Below are 16,095 nucleotides of genomic sequence, written 5' to 3' on the forward strand. Positions count from 1 at the left end.
TCAGTCCGATTCGGTCGGCGGGGAGGATCGCGGTGTGGGAGCGGCCAGCGCTAGGGACATGTACACGGCTAATGGGTCGTAACCGGTGGTGACCACGTCGGGGCGTGCGGTGAACCCCTGGTGCGACCAGAACGCCCTGCTGTTCCCCACCGCGACCAGCGAAAGCTGCTCGAATCCGAGGCCCCGTGCCGTCGCCACGAGGTGATCCAGCAGCCGCCGGGCCAGACCTCTGCCGCGGAACGGGGCGGAGACGACGAGGTCGTGCAGGTGCAGGTTGGGCGAGGCGAAGGCGGTGGTCTCGGACTCCCGCAGGTCGGGGTACCGGTCGGCCGGGTAGGGGAGGGCCAGGAGGTATCCGGCGATCCGGTCGTCGGCCTCGACGACGAAGCAGGTCCCGGGAGAGACCCGGGCCCGTGAGCGCAGCGCGTCCAGGCCCTCGGAAAGGCCCAGTTCCGCGTAGGCGGCCGACTCCATCGCCACGACGGCGCCCCAGTCCCCGGCTCCGACCCCGGCTCCGACAGGACGTATCAGTACGTCATCCGTCACCGGTCGCCGCCGATGCAGCTCTGGGGCAGTGGTGCGAAGCCGTTGAAGCCGGCGGTCATGTAACTGACCGTGTAGGCGCCGCAGGACGCGATCCGTACCGGGTCGCCCGAGGCCAGCCCTTCCGGGACCTGGACCGGGCTGTGAGCGGATGAGTAGGCGTCGTCGCTGTCGCAGGTGGGCCCGGCCAGGACGGCGGGGACGGTGCGCCCCTCGGGATGCGAGGGGAAGGCGAGGCGGTACTGCAGCATGTCCACCTCGTACAGGCCGTTGAACTTGCCGACACCCAGGTAGAGCCACTGCTGCCGGGTGCCGTCGGGAAGGTGGCGTGTCGTCAGCCGGGACACGCGCGTGTGGATCGTGCCGTGGTCGGCGACCAGGTAGCGCCCCGGCTCCATGACGACCGCGAGATGCTCGCCGTGAGCACGGCGCAGGGCCGCGATCCCCTCGCGCAGCACGAGGAAGATCTTGTCGATCGGCGGTTGCAGCGGGACTCCGCGCCGGTCGAGGGAGTCGAGTGAGGGAAGCCCGCCGCCGAGGTTCACGTGGTCGAGGGTGATCCCACGGGCCGTGAGCGACGTCATCACGGCGTCGAACTGCTCGAAGGCGGCCCGCCAGGCATCGGGGTTCATCTGCTGGGAGCCCACGTGCACCGACAGGCCCGAAGGGATGAGGCCGCCGGCCTCTGCCGCGGTCAGGATCCCCACCGCGTCGTCGGGGGAGCACCCGAACTTGTGCTTCAGCCCCCACAGCGCGCCCTCGCCGGTGGTGGTGAGCCGGCAGTAGACGCGTGCTCCGGGTGCGTGGCGCACGAGGGCGGCGACGTCCTCGGGGCTGTCCGTGGCGAACTCCCGCACGCCCAGGCGGAAGGCCGCGGCGATGTCCCGGTCCGACTTCACGGTGTTGCCGTAGGCGGTGCGCGCGAGTGGAGCCCCGACCCGCAGGGCGTGCTCCAGTTCGGGCACGCTCGCCGCGTCGATGCCGGACCCCAGTCCGGCCAGGTGGGCCATGACATCGTCGACCGGGCACGCCTTCATGGCGAAGCGCACGTCGACACCGGGCACCTCGCGGAGCAGGGTCTCGTACCGCTCGCGGACACCGTCCAGGTCGAAGACGATCCTGTCCTCGTCCTGTTCCCGCCGCCCGGGCACGAGGGGTTCGCCGGTCATCGGTCCGCCTTCGCGAGGCCGGCCGTCGCAGAGGGGAGGCCGCTGGAGCGTGCGCTGCGCACCAGCTCCGTCCACGCCTCCGTGAGGAGGGCGAAGTCTCCGGTGTCCTCGCGGGCCTCCGCCAGGAGGCCCTCCCGCCGCGGGAGTAACAGACCGGCGAAGTCCGCGTACCTGCCGCCGAGCCGCCGGTAGGCGGAGTCGATCCGGTCGAGCCGTTCCCGGTTCTCGTCCAGGGCCGTCTCCATGCTCTGTCGGGCGAAATCGGCGACGAGCGAGGCGCGTACCTGCCCGTGTTCGTCGAGCAGCGAGGGGCCGGCCTCGGCCAGCCGGTCGTAGATGGCGTTGAAGTACTGCATGGACAGGAGGAACTTCACGAACCGCGTCTGATACGCGATGAAGCCCGCGTCGGTTCTGCGCTCGGCGGTGTAGTAGTTCTCGATGTTGCGGTTGTGGAGCACGCCGGGCAGGCCGGCGTGCTGCACCAGGTGGATGAGGAAGTAGTCGCTGCCGATGGTGTCGGTAGCGGGGGGCAGCGGAACCCGGGTGTGCACGTCGTGAAAGGCGATGTTGCACATGTCCACCCGCATCGGGTCGACCAGGCACAGCTTCGCGTGGTCCCGCTCGAACCGGTCCAGTCCCGCGCCGCGGAAGGATTCGGCCACGAGCTGCCGTCTGCGCTCGTCCGGCCAGTCCAGCGGCGCCCACAGGCCGACGACCTCCGTGTAGACCTCGGGATCGATGCGCGCGACCTCGTCGATGTCCACGGACGGTTCGCCCACGAACGAGCTGCCCACCATCGCCACGGGCCGGTCCGCCTGCTCCTCGCTCAGCACGGTCTCCGAGACGCCGCCCGCGGCGTCAGCGGCACGGCGGCCGATGGAGGCGAGCTCGTGGTGGATGGGGAAGACAGGCGCGCCGTCCGGGCCCCGCTGGTAGGAGCTGTCGGAGTCCCGCCGGTGCACGGAGGAGCATCCGAGGGCGAGGGCGATGAGGAAGGCCCGGTTGGTGCAGGCTCCGTACGACAGTCGCTCCGGGAGCATCAGGTCGAGGAGCAGCCGGGGCTTCGCGGTGTCGGCGCCCGCCGTGACCCGCTGCAGGAAGTCGCGCTGCTCGTCCTCGCTCACGTGGTGCCGGAAGATGCGCGGGTGCGCGGGCTGGGCGCGCAGGGCCTCGGCGTGCTCGGCGCGCACGGGGGGTGCGCAGGAATCGAGCACGAGGACGACCACTTCGACGTCGAAGTGGTCGACGGCGTAGGTCGCCTCCCGGACGAGCGCCGCGATCGTCGCGGAGCACGGCCGATTGGTCGGAAGGGTCAGGCAGACGCGCTGCACGCGGCCTCCTCGGTCGGTGCGTCGGCGACCTCGGCCCGCCAGGGCTTCAGGCCGAGGAGCTTCTCGCCGAGCTCGTTCAGGCGGGGCGCTTCGTACCGCTCGCTCTCCGGGCGTACCGCGTCGCCGAGCAGAGTTCCGTTCCAGGTCGGGGTGGAGACGTTGCGCCAGGAGTCGACGCGTGAGTCGCGCAGTTCCGTGTGGCCGTCGAGGGCGGGCATCATCGACAGGTACTGCACGGCCCTCACCCCGTCCCGCGAGAGGTTCGCCGCGACACCGTGCGCCAGGTGGCCGTTGAAGATCAGCAGATCGCCGGCCTCCAGGTCGGGCCGGACGACGGGGAGTTCGCTCCGGTCGACCGCCGGCCGGATCGGGTCGCGGTCGGCCGGCTGGAGCGCCGCCCACCGGTCGAACGTCCGGAACAGTTCGGGGCAGCACTGGAAGCCGCCGTGCTCCTCGGTCGTGTCGTTCAGCGCGATGATGCCCTGGACCCTCTGCGGGGGTATGCCCAGGGTGGTGTCCACGTCCCAGTGCAGTTCGATGTCGAATCCGCGCTCGCGGGCCTCGATCAGGCCCCTGTCACGGTTCTTGACGTTCGGCGGGTTCAGGTTCAGCCGGTCCAGCGTCACCCACAGCTCCTCGCAGTCCCACACGTCGACGAACGCGTCGTAGACGCGCTGGGCCTGTCGGCTGTCCCAGAGCAACTGGTGGTGGTACGCCTCGACGAAGCCGTAGATGTGGAGTTCCCGGTCGAGGTCGGAGCGGTACTCCCGCTCCTCGTACCAGGTGTCCGGGCGGCCGGGGTCCAAGCCCTGGAAGTCCCAGGCGAAGTCCAGCATGCGCTGGGCGGCCTCCGGAGCGATGGCCTGCTTGACCACGACGTAGCCGTACGTCTGCCAGAACGCGAAGTCGGTCGCGGACAGGACCCGGAGAGGGCGTGACTTCTCCAGGTCCCGCAGCCGGGTGGCAGCAAGGTAGGTATCGCCGTCAGCGCTGAAGTAGGGGGTGTCCGAGGCGGCTCGGTGGAGATAGGAGTCGGCCGTTGACATGGAGGCACTCCAGGAACTCGGTTCATTGGTGATCGCTGGGCGCAGCCGAATGAACCCCCGCCGGACGGCTACGTCGGCGTCTGTGGTGGCCAGGGGCTCGGAGCAGGGCACGGAGGCGAGAGGCTCCGTTTCCGGCGTTCCACGCGTGATCGTTCGTCTGGCAAAGATGGACTAGACCAATGCGGGTTGTCAACGCGCCAATTGTCCGTGGCGAGTCGTCAACTTCTTATAGAGATGGCGAGTTGACCCACTGGGTTCCGTAGTTGTTCAAGTGATGTGATCGGAGGCGTGTCGCCTGAATCCACCGGAGCCGGCGGCGTCCGCGACAGGGCGGTCCGGGGGTCCGGATCACTTGACACGCAGACCCGGGGTGAGGCCAGAATCGTTGGTGCAGACCAATAGGCGGCCGGGCGGATGTGGCACGGGCGGTCTCTCATGCATGTCCGTGACCCCTGCGAAAGGCACTGATCATGTCCGGTGTACGTAGTTCGGAGCTGCGGCGGTTGGCACTCGCGGTCCTGCAACCGGGGTTCGTGGGGACCACCGCGCCGGACTGGGTCCTGCGAGCCGTCCAGGACGGTCTGGGTTCCGTCGTCCTCTTCTCGCGCAATATCGTCTCGATGGACCAGGTGGCCCGGCTGACCGCGCAACTGCGCGCGGAAAACCCCGACTTGGTGGTGGCGATCGACGAGGAGTCCGGTGACGTCACGCGGCTCGAATCGGCGACCGGCTCGTCCAGGCCGGGCAACTTCGCTCTCGGATACGTCGACGACGTCGAGTTGACCGCATCGGTCGCCGCGGACCTCGGCCGGCAGCTGCGCGCCGCCGGGGTGAGCCTCAACTACGCGCCCAGCGTCGACGTCAACTCCAACCCGGACAACCCGATCATCGGAGTGAGGGCCTTCGGCGTCGACCCCGGCGTGGTGTCCCGGCACGCCGGCGCCTGGGTGCGCGGACTGCAGTCCTCCGGCGTCGCCGCCTGTGCGAAGCACTTCCCCGGCCACGGCGACGTGGCCATCGACTCCCACCACGGCCTGCCCGTCTACGGCGCGTCCCGTGAGGAGATCGAGGCCCAGGCGCTGCCCCCGTTCCGGGCGGCCCTGGACGCCGGCGTGCGTGCGGTCATGAGCGCCCACCTCCTGGTCCCCGCCTACGACCCCGACCTCCCCGCCACGCTGAGCCCGCGCATCCTCGGCGACCTGCTCCGCGGTGAGCTCGGATTCGAGGGTCTGGTCGTCACCGACGCCATCGAGATGGGCGCGGTCTCCGACCGTTACGGTGTCACCGGCGCCGCCGTCGCCGCCGTAGCGGCCGGGGCCGACGCCCTCTGCGTCGGTGGGGAGCACGCGGAAGAGGCGTTCGCCGTCGACATCGTCGACGCGCTGGTCCGGGCCGTCCTCGCGGGCGACCTGTCCGACGAGCGCCTCGCGGACGCGGCCCGTCGGGTCCGCGAGTTCGCCGCGGACTCCACCGGTCCCGGCGCGGCCGACGCGGGCAGTACCCCGGCGAACGGCGCGGTCGGCTTCTCGGCCGCCCAGCGCGCGATCCGCGTCCGCGGCTCCCTGAGCGGAGTGCTGCCGGTGTCCGCCCCGCCCCACGTCGTCGAGCTGTCACCCTCGGTCAACCTCGCCATCGGCAAGGAGACCCCGTGGGGAGTGGCCGACTACCTGGTACGGCAGCTCGCCGGAACCACCTCGGTACGGCTCGGCCAGGAGGATCTGCGGCTGTCGCCCACCGCCGAGCGTGCCTCCGGGCTGGACGACGCCTCGGGACGCCCGCTCGTCGTCGTGGTCCGCGACGCCGCCCGCCATCCGTGGATGACCCGGGCTCTGGAGGCGCTCACCCGGGCGAGGCCCGACGCGATCGTGGTGGAGATGGGGCTGCCCGGCAGGGCCTGGGGAGCGTTGACCCTGGACACGCACGGAGCCTCGACCGCTTCGGGGATCGCGGTGGCGGAATTGCTGGCAGGCGTACGGGAGGCTCAGCCCGCGGCCTGAGCCGGCAGCCCGGCCCGTCCGCTGCCCGCTCCATCCCCGAGTTCCCCCGCACCCCCGCCGTCATACCCCTGCCGCCCACCGGTGGCCGGGTCCGGTGCGGCGGGTGATGCTGGACCGGCGCGCGCCGGAACCGGTAGCCGGCGCGCCGGCTACCGGAGGGTGGGTGGACCCGTGTCGGACAGCGAGACCCCGTCCGGACCCGAGAGGCCCGCGAGGGCGGGAGACGGTCTCGACCAGGCGCTTCTCGCGACGCTGTTCACCCAGTCCGCCGTCGGCCTGGTCGTACTCGACCCGCGGCTCCGTCTCGTACGGGCCAGCTCACTCGTCGACGGTGTGGATACCGAGGAGTACATCGGCCGCCGGTTCACCGAGGCCTTCCGGCTCGACGACCCGGGCGGTGCCGAGCAGCTCATGAAGCGGGTGCTCGCCGGCGAGGGCCCGGTGCGCGACCGCCTCGTGCGCGGCCGGCTGCGCGAGGTCCCCGGCGACCGGGAGTTCCTGGTCTCCGCCTACCGCCTCGACGGCCCCGGCGGCCCGGACGCACCCGCCCTCGGCCTGCTGACCGCGGTCGTCGACGTCACCGAGCGCCAGCGGGCCCGCGCCCGGGACACCGCGCTCGCCGCCGTACGGGACGCCGTCGGCGGCTCCCTCGATGTCGCCGCCATCTGCCGCGACTTCGCCGACGCCCTGGTGTCCGGATTCGCCGACCTCGCCGTCGTCGAGGTGGTGGACGACGTCCTGCGCGGCGCCGACCCGCCGGTGGGCCCGCTGCCGCCCGGCACCCCGCTGCGCCGCGCCGCGAGCGGCCGGTGCGACGCCGTCCGGGACACGGCGGAGGGCGAGGGGGAGGCCGGGGACCGGGAACGCTCGACGGGGGTGACCCGCCGCCTCCCCGCCCGTACGCCGTACGCGCTCGCCACCACCGACCTGCGGGCCCGGCTCGTCCCGCTCGGACCCGGCACCCCGTGGCCCGACACCGACCCGGACGGGGTGCGCGCCCTCGCGGAGACCGGCGCGCACTCCCTGATCGTGGTACCCCTGACCCTGCGGGGCGCGGTCCTCGGGCTGGTCAGCCTCTACCGCTGCGGAGCGGCCGAGCCCTTCGACGACGACGACGTCTCCCTCGCCGTCGCGGCGGCCACCCGGGCGGCCCTCGGTATCGACAACGCCCGCCGCTACGAGCGCGAGCACGTCATCGCCTCGACCGTCCAGCGGCGGCTGCTCCCGCAGGCCGAACGGCAGCAGGCCGCCGTCGACACCGCGCACGTCCTGCTGCCCGGCCGGGACAGCGGCTGCTGGTTCGACACCATCGCCCTGTCCGGCGCCCGCACCGCGCTCGTCGTGGGCGGCGTCGCGGGCGAGGGCCTCCAGTCGGCCATCGCCATGGGCCAGTTGCGTACGGTCATCCAGGCGCTGTCGGGTCTCGACCTGGAGCCGGAGGAGGTCCTCGCCCGGCTCAAGGACACCGCCGACCGCCTCGCCCACGAACGTGCCACCCTGCCCCCGGCCGACGCCCTGCGGAGGGAACCCCTGAGCGCGGGCTGCGTGTACGGGGTCTACGACCCGTTCACCCGCACCTGCGCCGTCGCGCGCGCCGGGCACCCCGCGCCGTTGATCGTCGGCCCCGACGGACGGGCGGTCGCCCTCGACGTGCCGGAGGGGCCCGGGCTCTTCTCCACCGACAGCGCTCTCTTCGCCCCCGCCACCGTCACCCTGGAGGTGGGCAGCCTCCTCGCGTTCTGCACCGCCGAGCTGCTCTCCGGCGACCACGCCGCCGAACGCGTCACGGAGACCCTCGCCCGGCCGGGCCGAAGCCTCCAGCAACTGGGCGACGACATCGTGTACGCGCTGCCCGACGGCGCCCGCTCCACCGGTGCGGCCCTGCTCCTGGCCCGTACGGGTACGGTCTCCGACCACCTGGTCGCCACCTGGGACCTGGTCCAGGACCCCACGACGCCCGCCACCGCCCGGGGGCTCGTACACGACCGGCTCCAGGGCTGGGGGCTGGACGAGGACACCGTCGAGGCGACGGAGCTGATCGTCAGCGAACTGGTCACCAACGCCGTCCGCTACGGCACCCCGCCCCTGCGGCTGCGGCTCCTGCTGGACTCCACGCTGACCTGCGAGGTCCACGACGGCTCCACGGCCGCCCCGCACCTGCGGCACGCCGGGACCGTCGACGAGGGCGGCCGGGGCCTGTTCATCGTCTCCCGGCTCGCCTCCCACTGGGGAGCCCGTCACGGGCCGGACGGCAAGGTGCTGTGGACCGAGCAGGATCTGCCGGGTGACGAGCAGAACGAGGCGGACGGCGAACAGGGCGACGCGGGTGACGCGGGTGACGAGCCGGCCGGCTCGGGCGGCGGGCCGTAGCGGCGAGGGGGCGCCTGCGGCTTTGGGGGCCGGGGGCCTCCGCCGTACCGGGGCCTCCGCCTCGCCGGGCTCTCCGCCTCGGGCCCTCCGCCTCGCCGGGGCCTCTGTCCGGGGCCCTCCGCCTCGCCGGGCCCTCCGCCTCGTCTACCGGAGGACGATGTTCCGGCCGGGGCCGCCGTCGACGCTGTCCTTGCCGGGGCCGCCGACGACCAGGTCGTCGCCGTCCTCGCCGTGCACCATGTCGTCGCCGGAGCCGCCGAACAGGATGTCGTCGCCCTCCCCGCCCATGACGTGGTCGTTGCCCGGGCCCGCGTACACGAGGTCTCTGCCGTCGTACGCCTCGATCATGTCGTCACCCCGGCCGCCCCACAGCCGCTGGTCGCCGTCGACGGCCATCAGATGGTCCATGCCGTCCCCGCCGTCCAGGACCACGCGGCCCATGACCATGTCGTTCCCCGCGTCGCCCCGCACCGTGTGCGCGGTGTGGGCGTGCAGCATGTCGTCGCCGGAGCCGCCGCTGACGGTGGCGACCCCGGGGTCGCTGGTGGCGATCTCGTCGTCGCCGTCGCCGAGGAAGACGTCGATCCGGTCCGGCCGGGGGCTGTCGGTGGGCAGTTCGCAGACGACGTAGGTCTCGTCCCCGGGGGTGAGGTACGCGCAGTGGTCGCCGGGTACGAGCGGGACCGCGTCGCGGAAGCCGATCCGCCGGACTCCGTCGCCCCGGTCCATGGGCACCACGTGGAGGTCGTTCACCTGTCCCGCGCCCGCGGTGAAGGTGATCGACTGCTTCGCCCAGTCGGCGCCCACGCGGGCCTTCGCCCCGGTGCCGGTGGGGGCGGCGAGCGCCGGGGAAGCGGCGAGGCCGGTGGCGAGCAGGGCCACGACGGCCGCGCGGGCGGTGAGTCGGTGTCGGTTCATGGGACCTCATCTCGATGGGGCGGCCGGTGGGCCGGCCGGTCGGCGGGGGCCTGCCCGGGGAACCGGCGGCCGGGTCGCGAGGGCGGCTTCCTCACGACCCGGCCGGCGCGCTCCGGTGCCCCGGACAGGCTCTGTCCGTCCCGGCGGAGACCGGGCGGATGCGGTACCGCGTCAGCTCACGTTCACGCGGTACCGCGTCAACTCAACTCACGTACACGCGGAACCGCGTCAGCTCACGTTCACGTCCACGCAGGCGTAGAACGCGTTGGCCGTGTCGGCGATGTTCCACACGGCCAGCACCTTCTGCTTGCCGGACAGGCCGCCGAAGCTGACCTGGTGGGTGACGGTCGCGCCGGGGCGGGCCCCGCCGTCGTTGAACTCCGCGATCTTCCGGCCGCCCGCGTAGTACTGCCAGGTGCTGGTGGCGTGCCGTGCCGTCAGCCGCCAGTTGAAGCTGGTCGTCCGGCCGACCGGGGTGACCTTCCAGCCCTTGCTGTCGTTGTTGAGCTCGGCGAAGCCGGCGTTGCCTCCGCTGCAGCTCATCAGGCCCTTGGGGCCCTCGACGCTCTGCGGCTCGTACTGGATGGCACCGCAGGGGATCGTGCGTGCGGCGCACTGGGCCTGCCGGCTGGGGGGTGACGAGATGTAGCCGTGCGCGCTCGCGCTGCTCGCGGGCAGCGTGACGGCCAGGAGCGGGGCGATTCCCGCGCCGATGGCGACGGCTAAGAGCCTCTTGCTTTTCATGACAACTCCTCTGTGGGGGTCCGTGCCCGCCCGCGCGACAGCGGGTCAGGCATGCGCATGTCAAGCAGCTACGCCGTGACGGTGGGGATGTCACGGGTAGCGACGGAAGCGTACCGCGCTTGGTCTAGACCAGGCTAGTGCCCGGGGTGACTTCTCTGCCCGGCTGCCGGGCGCCGACCGTGCCGAACAGGCGCTCCAGGACCACCGCGACCCCGTCCTCCGCGTTCGACAGGGTCACCTCGTCGGCCGCCGCGCGCAGCTCCGGATGTGCGTTGCCCATGGCGACCCGGTGGCCCGAACCGGCGAACATCGGCAGGTCGTTGGGCATGTCCCCGAACGCGACGATCCGCTCCGCCCCGGTACCCAGCAGCTCGGCGGCCACCGCGAGACCCGTGCCCTTGTCCACCCCGCGCGGGGCCAGCTCCACCGTGCCGGGGCCCGCCATGGTCACCGTCGCCAGATCACCCACGGCCCCCCGCGCGGCGGCGGCCAGCGCGTCGTCGCCCAGACCGGGGTGACGCAGCAGCACCTTGATCACGGGCCGCTCCCACAACGCGGCCCGGGAGCCGACGCGTTGGGCGGGAAGCGTCGGGTTCGGCATCCGGTACCCGGCCTCGATCAGGGTCACCCCGTCCACGCCGTCCTGGTCCACGGCGGCGAACACGGCCCCCACCTCCGCCTCGATCTTCCCGAGCGCGGTGTCGGCGGCCTCCCGGTCCAGGGCGACGGACCGCAACAACCGCCCGCCGCCCGCCCCGGCCTCGTAGAGCTGGGTGCCCTGCCCGCAGACGACGAGCCCGGTGTACGCCAGGTCCGCGAGCAACGCCCGAATCCCGGGCACGGGCCGCCCGGTGACGACCAGGTGCCGGGCGCCGGCGGAGGCGGCGAGGGCGAGCGCGGCCCGGGACCGGGCGCTCACGGTGTCGTCCGGACGCAGCAGGGTGCCGTCCAGATCCGTGGCGACGAGGGCATAAGCGGGGGTGATGCCGGGGGTGATGCCGGAGGCGTATGCGGGTGGCGTGGGCATGGCCCCCAGCCTAGAAGGGCCCGAACGGCCGCTTGCGTGCCAGGGGCGGATCGGGTAGGCGGGCCTGCCGTCAGGCGGCTGCGCCGGTGGCGTTGCGGATGAGCTGCCGGAGCACTTTCACCGTGGTGACGTAGTCCGCGTCGGAAACGCCCTCGTGGAGTGCGGCGCGGATCGCGGGGGCATTGCGCGCGAGGTCGAGACGCGCCTGTTCCCCCTCCTCCGTGATCCACAACCGGCCACCCCCGTCCCGCGCGAGCCATCCGCACTGTACGAGCTCCTCGGCCGCGACCGCCAGGTCGTCCTCGGGCCGGATGTACGAGGCCATGGCCTGCTGTAGCTCGGGCAGGGTCATTGCCGCGCCGTCGGGCGAGATGTCGTCGGCCGACAGGTTGCGCAGGAGCCAGAACTGGGGCTGGGTGAAGCCCTTCTCCGCCTGCCGCTCCCGGGTGTACGCGATCAGGGCCTCGTAGGCGACGCCGGTCCAGTAGGCGGCGGGCTGTCCGGCGAGTTCGGTGTCGCTGAGCTCCTGATCAGGCATGACGCTTGCTCCCTTGGTGCTTGCGGTCGGGGCCCGTACGGTCGTGCGGGCGGCGAAGCCCTTGCGGGCGTTACGGCGACCGTAGGAACTCAAGTGAGGTTGAGGTCAAGGGGCTGAGTGGCGGTACACGGCCGTTCCCCGCTGAAGCCCGACCGGCCGATCTCCACCGCCTCTCCGCCCGGTGCCGACGACGGCCTGAGACTCCTCGGTCATGACCCGTCCGTCAAGGCAGGTGGGCAGGGCAGGGCAGCCCGGGGACGGATCGGTTCGGTGAGCAGGTGACGAGGGCGACCGAGTGGAAGACCGTGCCACGCAGGTAGTGACCGAGGGACACGTCGTCGCCTTCCGCGAGTCGTGCGACGGCTGCCTTGACGAGTAGCAGCAGCCTGGTGGCTTCACGTTCCTTCGGCGAGGCGAACCGCGCGGCGAATTCCGCGAGGTGCCGACCCAGCCACGCTCCGGCCTCCTTGGGCTCCTCCCATGTCCCTCGAATCGTCGAAGAAGGCTTCATGAGCCAGTGGGCTGTCTGGATCGGCGGTACGTCGGAGGACGGGAACGCGGCTACGGCTGCCCGATACCGGTGGTGCACCTCCTGCTCGCTGGTCGGCGTCGGGGCCTCGCCGGGCGGCCTGCGGATGCTCTCCTTGTCGAACATCGCCTTCTCGCCGACCCAGGCGTAACCGTGATGGTGCACGTTTCTCCGTTCACGGGTGCGGGGCTGTGCGGCCCCGCACCCAAGGCGGTGCGCCGTCAGGCGGAGAGATCGAAGCGGGCGGGATCGATGCCGGCCGCGTCCAGTTCGGCGGTCGTGAACCGCAACGGCTCGGCCTCGGGACGCTTGCTGTCGCCCACGGCCCAGGCGTCCGGCCCGATCCGCGCGAGGGTCACGCAGGACTCGCCGTCGGGGTGGGTGTTGCCGCCGCATGCCTTGGAGAATGCGGCTCCGTCGATGGGGAGCCTGTACAGGTCATTCACGGTTGGTGCCCTTCTGGTTGCCGACGGATGTCGTGCCGGTCCGGCGCGGTCGCTTGTGATGTGTTCGCGCCGCACACCCTCCGGTGCTGGTTTGACGACACGGGCAATAATCAGTCGGCCATGAGGGCAGTTGGTCGATTATTCGCGTTGCGTGCTAAAGATCATGAGCGGAAGAGAGCCGCCCATTGTGCGAGGACACACCTTGCGTCTTCGCCGAAGAGGGCGAGGCGTTCGTACGTCTCGAAAATTCTCAGGTGCTCGGAAATGTCGCGGGCGTCCTGGAAGACTATGCGTCCTGTAAAGGTCTCGACTGTGGTGAGACGCTGATCGTAGACCGTGAAGGTGTTCATGGGACCGCGGCTCCTGGGGGACCCGGTCAGAAGTAGTCCGATGCGCACATTGGGCAGATGGGAAAGGGAAACCAGACGGTCGATCTGTACGGCGATGGCAGCCCGATGGAGTACGGGCCATCGCACCGCCTGCTCCGTCAGTAGGAAGGTGAACGACTTGGTGGTGTCGTAAAGAATGGCCTGTCTTTCCAGCTTCCTGGCGATCGTCACTGACTTGTCTCCCGGTGATCCGCTGAGGCTGGCGCTCACGTATTCGGGCGTGGCGAGGAGGCCGGTCACCATGGCGGGCAGGAAGTAGCGGAGAATCCTAGCCTCGGACTCCAGGCCGGCCAGCTCTGCTTGGCGCTTCTCCAAGCCCCTACGCCACGAAGCCCGTTTACCCTGCCACTCCGTATGTGCGAGCCGGGCCAGCGACATCACTTCTGCTGTGATGCTCGGTGAGGCCTCAAGGGCTCTCAGGACCAGCTCCACATCGACGAGGTTCGGGCTTACCCGGCCGGTCTCGATGTTGCTGAGTTTCGTCTGTGACATGGCGCAGCGCTGGGCGAGCCGGATCTGAGACAGTTCGGCTCGCTTGCGCAGGTCGCGAAGTGACATGGCCAGATCGGCCGTGGACCTGATCAGTTGCTCAGGTTGGAAGGTCAAGGCCCTTCACGTACTCCCCGAACGGAATGGACCGCTCCAGAGCGATCCGCTTCCAGTTCCGATAGGGCGCGGGATCCCCTTCGTACGCCTCGCGGTTGATCTGCGTGCCGTCGGGGCGGAAGTTGAGGTGAGCGATGCGGCTTTCGTCGAACATCCACCAGTCGCAACCGGTGAGAGGCAAGCCGAAGTCGTCGTTTGTGACATCCAGTATGCGGATGTCCTCGCCGGCCTCGATATTTCCCGGGATGCCCCAGGAGAACTGATAGTGCTGGTACTCGGTGAGAGGCCGACGTACAACCCGTACGCGCCCGATGCTGCGCCCCGCAGCCTTGTGCCTCTGGACTCGCTCGTGCCAGCGCGAGTTGTGACCGAGTGGTTTTTCCTCACCCCTCAGGAAACGGGCAATGTTCTCCTGTTCCCTGGGCATGGTGTACGTGGGTTGCGCCTCGAACCGCCATGCCTCTCGCTCGAAGGTGTCGAAGAATTCACGCCAGGCATCACCATCCAAGAGCACGAACGGCCTCCCTGAGAACGTGCTCGGGAATCTTCACCAGAGCCTCGCCGGTCGGCGGCTGGAACGCGGAACATTGGTTTCCTTGGACCACGATCCCGCCGTCCGCAGTATCCACGTAGACGTTCGGGCAGTCGTCGTCGTCACAGTTGGGCCCGCCAGTTCTTCCCGTGAGGCGGTGCAGATCACTTCGCGCCATAGTGTCTCCGATTCGGTTCAGGGCTGATCCCTGTCAAAGATGACGCTAGAGCGGAGCGGCAATGTCCGTCTACCGAAGAAGGCGGATATTCGCGTTGTCGGGTAGACCTGGCCCGGTCCGCGCACGCCGAAGCCCCACCGTGCGTGCACGGTGGGGCTGTTGCTGTACCGGCTCGCGCGGCTCAGATGGTGCCGAAGTCCCCGGCCCGGACGCCCGCCACGAAGGCGCTGAACGCGGCGGCGGGGACGGTGAGGGCCGGGCCGCTGACGTCCTTGGAGTCGCGGACGGGGACGATGCCGTGCGGGGTGGCGAGGTTGGTGGCGACCTCGACGCACGCGCCGCCGTTGTTGCTGTACGAGGACGTGAACCAGCGGGGGGTCTCGGTTGTCACGGGTGCCCTTCCGTAGCTACGGGTGCTGCAACTCCCCGGACTTGATAGCCGTGACGAAGGCGGTGAATGCGCCGGCCCGAACGCTCAGGGCCGGGCCGCTGACGTTCTTGGAGTCGCGGACGGGGACGATGCCGTGCGGGGTGGCGAGGTTGGTGGCGACCTCGACGCACTGGCCGCCGTTGTCGCTGTAGGAGGACGTGAACCAACGGGGGGTCTCGGTTGTCACGGGGTGCCCTTTCGCAACTGCCTGAACATGTCTACGGACGCGGCCTGGGAGGGCGCTACCGCCTGCATCTGATGGTAGGCCGTCAGATGCGGAAGCACAGAGCCACTTTCGCGCTCCAGATAGCCCTGCTGCGCGGACTCGGCGTACGACATGAGCGAGCGGTCCGGCATGGTCAGGATGGTGACCGGCAGATTGAACGGGCGGAGTTCGCCCATGTCGAACGTCGCCACCTGGATCACGGTGTTCGGCTGCTCCGCGAACTCGATCAGGCGGTCCATCTGCGCCTTCATGACCTCCGGTCCGCCGACCGGCCTCCGGATGCAGCTCTCGTCCAGCATCGCGAAGACCAGCGGCGGCTTCTCCCGGACAAGGGCCGCCTGGCGCTCCGCGACCAGCGCGACCCGTTCCTGTGCCTGGTCGGCCGTGATCGCCTGCCGCCTGACGGCGCTGTCGGCCAGGACCCGGGCGTACTCCGGAGTCTGGAGCAGGCCCGGCATGACACCGACCTCGTACAGCCGGATCTCCGCCGCCCGGCGCTCGTAACCGAGGAACTCCGGGAAGCCCTCCAGCAGGCTGCCGTGCTTGATCTGGCCCAGTTCGCGCTCGAACGACGCCTCGGTCCCGGTGAGCCCCAGCACCCGGTCCGTACTACGCGAAAAGCGCAAGGTCGCGAGTTTACGACCAGTTTCCACCGACGAGATGTGCGTGCTGGAGTAGCCGTTGCGGTTCCCCAGCTCCTCCTGTGTCCAGCACCGCTGCTCCCGTAACCCGCGCAGACGTGCACCGTAGGCCGCCTGCGCGGAGCTTTCCGGGTTCAACTCCTTGATGTTCACGGACACCGCCCCGATCTTCCGTGCCGAATAGGCAAGTTGAATGCCCCCTCACGGTAGGTCACGCTGAATCGCCCCGGTAGTCATATGGCTACAGAGAGGAGCGATAGGTGTATGGCGAGAACGTTTGCCCGAATGCGCAGGAGCCTCCCGATCTCCCGGCCCTCGGAACGCTTGTGGTGGACACTGCCCGGGGTGACCGGGTGGGGGAGTTCCGTGGGGTGGCCGGCCCTTACTGGTCGTTGCGGCCGGTGGGTGGTGGGGCGGAGTGGGAGGCGGAGCCGC

Annotated in this window: 18 protein-coding genes; 2 read left to right on the top strand and 16 right to left on the bottom strand. The window is 70.6% G+C overall.

Annotated features, from left to right (window positions below; genetic code table 11):
• Genes D581_RS0127985 through D581_RS0128000 form a run of 4 tightly spaced genes read right to left on the bottom strand, consistent with a single transcriptional unit; the run spans nt 1 to nt 4,089 of the window.
• Nucleotides 1–546, bottom strand: coding sequence for a GNAT family N-acetyltransferase (locus tag D581_RS0127985; protein WP_018960462.1), 546 nt, complete (start codon nt 544–546; stop codon nt 1–3).
• Complete coding sequence (locus tag D581_RS0127990; RefSeq protein ID WP_018960463.1) at nt 543–1,712, bottom strand: type III PLP-dependent enzyme domain-containing protein; 1,170 nt, start codon at nt 1,710–1,712, stop codon at nt 543–545. The genes D581_RS0127985 and D581_RS0127990 overlap by 4 nt, the downstream gene beginning before the upstream one ends.
• Nucleotides 1,709–3,043 (bottom strand): DUF6271 family protein, encoded by a 1,335-nt coding sequence (locus D581_RS0127995; protein WP_018960464.1) that lies wholly within the window; start codon nt 3,041–3,043, stop codon nt 1,709–1,711. Before D581_RS0127995 ends, D581_RS0127990 begins: the two co-directional genes overlap by 4 nt.
• A complete protein-coding gene (locus tag D581_RS0128000; protein WP_018960465.1) occupies nt 3,025–4,089 on the bottom strand; it encodes a phytanoyl-CoA dioxygenase family protein in 1,065 nt (354 codons plus the stop codon). The genes D581_RS0127995 and D581_RS0128000 overlap by 19 nt, the downstream gene beginning before the upstream one ends.
• Nucleotides 4,090–4,559: 470 nt before the next feature.
• Here D581_RS0128000 and D581_RS0128005 point away from each other — a divergent pair, with 470 nt between their 5' ends.
• Both D581_RS0128005 and D581_RS01000000137825 read left to right on the top strand, forming a co-directional pair.
• Complete coding sequence (locus tag D581_RS0128005; RefSeq protein WP_026290980.1) at nt 4,560–6,086, top strand: glycoside hydrolase family 3 protein; 1,527 nt, start codon at nt 4,560–4,562, stop codon at nt 6,084–6,086.
• Nucleotides 6,087–6,257: 171 nt separating this feature from the next.
• Nucleotides 6,258–8,456: a SpoIIE family protein phosphatase gene (locus D581_RS01000000137825; RefSeq protein WP_018960467.1), complete on the top strand. Its 2,199-nt coding sequence runs from the start codon at nt 6,258–6,260 to the stop codon at nt 8,454–8,456.
• 144 nt (nt 8,457–8,600) lie between these two features.
• Here D581_RS01000000137825 and D581_RS0128015 read toward each other — a convergent pair whose 3' ends face one another.
• From D581_RS0128015 to D581_RS0128065, 12 genes are all read right to left on the bottom strand, one after another.
• The gene (locus D581_RS0128015) at nt 8,601–9,374 is read right to left on the bottom strand and encodes a calcium-binding protein (protein ID WP_018960468.1); all 774 of its coding nucleotides are present in this window, start codon (nt 9,372–9,374) and stop codon (nt 8,601–8,603) included.
• 228 nt (nt 9,375–9,602) lie between these two features.
• Nucleotides 9,603–10,118 (bottom strand): lytic polysaccharide monooxygenase, encoded by a 516-nt coding sequence (locus D581_RS0128020; RefSeq protein WP_018960469.1) that lies wholly within the window; start codon nt 10,116–10,118, stop codon nt 9,603–9,605.
• Nucleotides 10,119–10,242: 124 nt separating this feature from the next.
• Entirely contained in the window at nt 10,243–11,145 is a 903-nt protein-coding gene (locus D581_RS0128025; protein WP_018960470.1) for an HAD family hydrolase, read from the bottom strand.
• A 70-nt stretch (nt 11,146–11,215) separates the two neighbouring features.
• Nucleotides 11,216–11,683, bottom strand: coding sequence for a hypothetical protein (locus D581_RS0128030; protein WP_018960471.1), 468 nt, complete (start codon nt 11,681–11,683; stop codon nt 11,216–11,218).
• 223 nt (nt 11,684–11,906) lie between these two features.
• Nucleotides 11,907–12,377 (bottom strand): hypothetical protein, encoded by a 471-nt coding sequence (locus D581_RS0128035; protein ID WP_018960472.1) that lies wholly within the window; start codon nt 12,375–12,377, stop codon nt 11,907–11,909.
• Nucleotides 12,378–12,433: 56 nt separating this feature from the next.
• Nucleotides 12,434–12,658 carry a DUF397 domain-containing protein gene (locus tag D581_RS0128040; protein WP_018960473.1) on the bottom strand — a complete coding sequence of 75 codons (225 nt, stop codon included), beginning with the start codon at nt 12,656–12,658 and terminating at the stop codon, nt 12,434–12,436.
• Between the two features lie 161 nt (nt 12,659–12,819).
• Nucleotides 12,820–13,653, bottom strand: coding sequence for a Scr1 family TA system antitoxin-like transcriptional regulator (locus D581_RS0128045; RefSeq protein ID WP_018960474.1), 834 nt, complete (start codon nt 13,651–13,653; stop codon nt 12,820–12,822).
• Entirely contained in the window at nt 13,637–14,167 is a 531-nt protein-coding gene (locus D581_RS0128050; protein WP_018960475.1) for a DUF6879 family protein, read from the bottom strand. Before D581_RS0128050 ends, D581_RS0128045 begins: the two co-directional genes overlap by 17 nt.
• Nucleotides 14,151–14,363, bottom strand: a complete 213-nt coding sequence (locus D581_RS1000000142290; protein WP_078625941.1) for a hypothetical protein — start codon at nt 14,361–14,363, stop codon at nt 14,151–14,153. Before D581_RS1000000142290 ends, D581_RS0128050 begins: the two co-directional genes overlap by 17 nt.
• A 181-nt stretch (nt 14,364–14,544) precedes the next feature.
• Nucleotides 14,545–14,754, bottom strand: a complete 210-nt coding sequence (locus D581_RS0128055) for a DUF397 domain-containing protein (protein WP_018960476.1) — start codon at nt 14,752–14,754, stop codon at nt 14,545–14,547.
• Nucleotides 14,755–14,770: 16 nt separating this feature from the next.
• On the bottom strand, nt 14,771–14,980 hold the full coding sequence (locus D581_RS0128060; RefSeq protein WP_018960477.1) for a DUF397 domain-containing protein: 210 nt from the start codon (nt 14,978–14,980) through the stop codon (nt 14,771–14,773).
• Nucleotides 14,977–15,813 (bottom strand): helix-turn-helix domain-containing protein, encoded by an 837-nt coding sequence (locus D581_RS0128065; protein WP_026290982.1) that lies wholly within the window; start codon nt 15,811–15,813, stop codon nt 14,977–14,979. The genes D581_RS0128060 and D581_RS0128065 overlap by 4 nt, the downstream gene beginning before the upstream one ends.
• Between the last annotated feature and the right edge of the window lie 282 nt (nt 15,814–16,095).

It is taken from the genome of Streptomyces sp. CNB091, assembly GCF_000377965.1.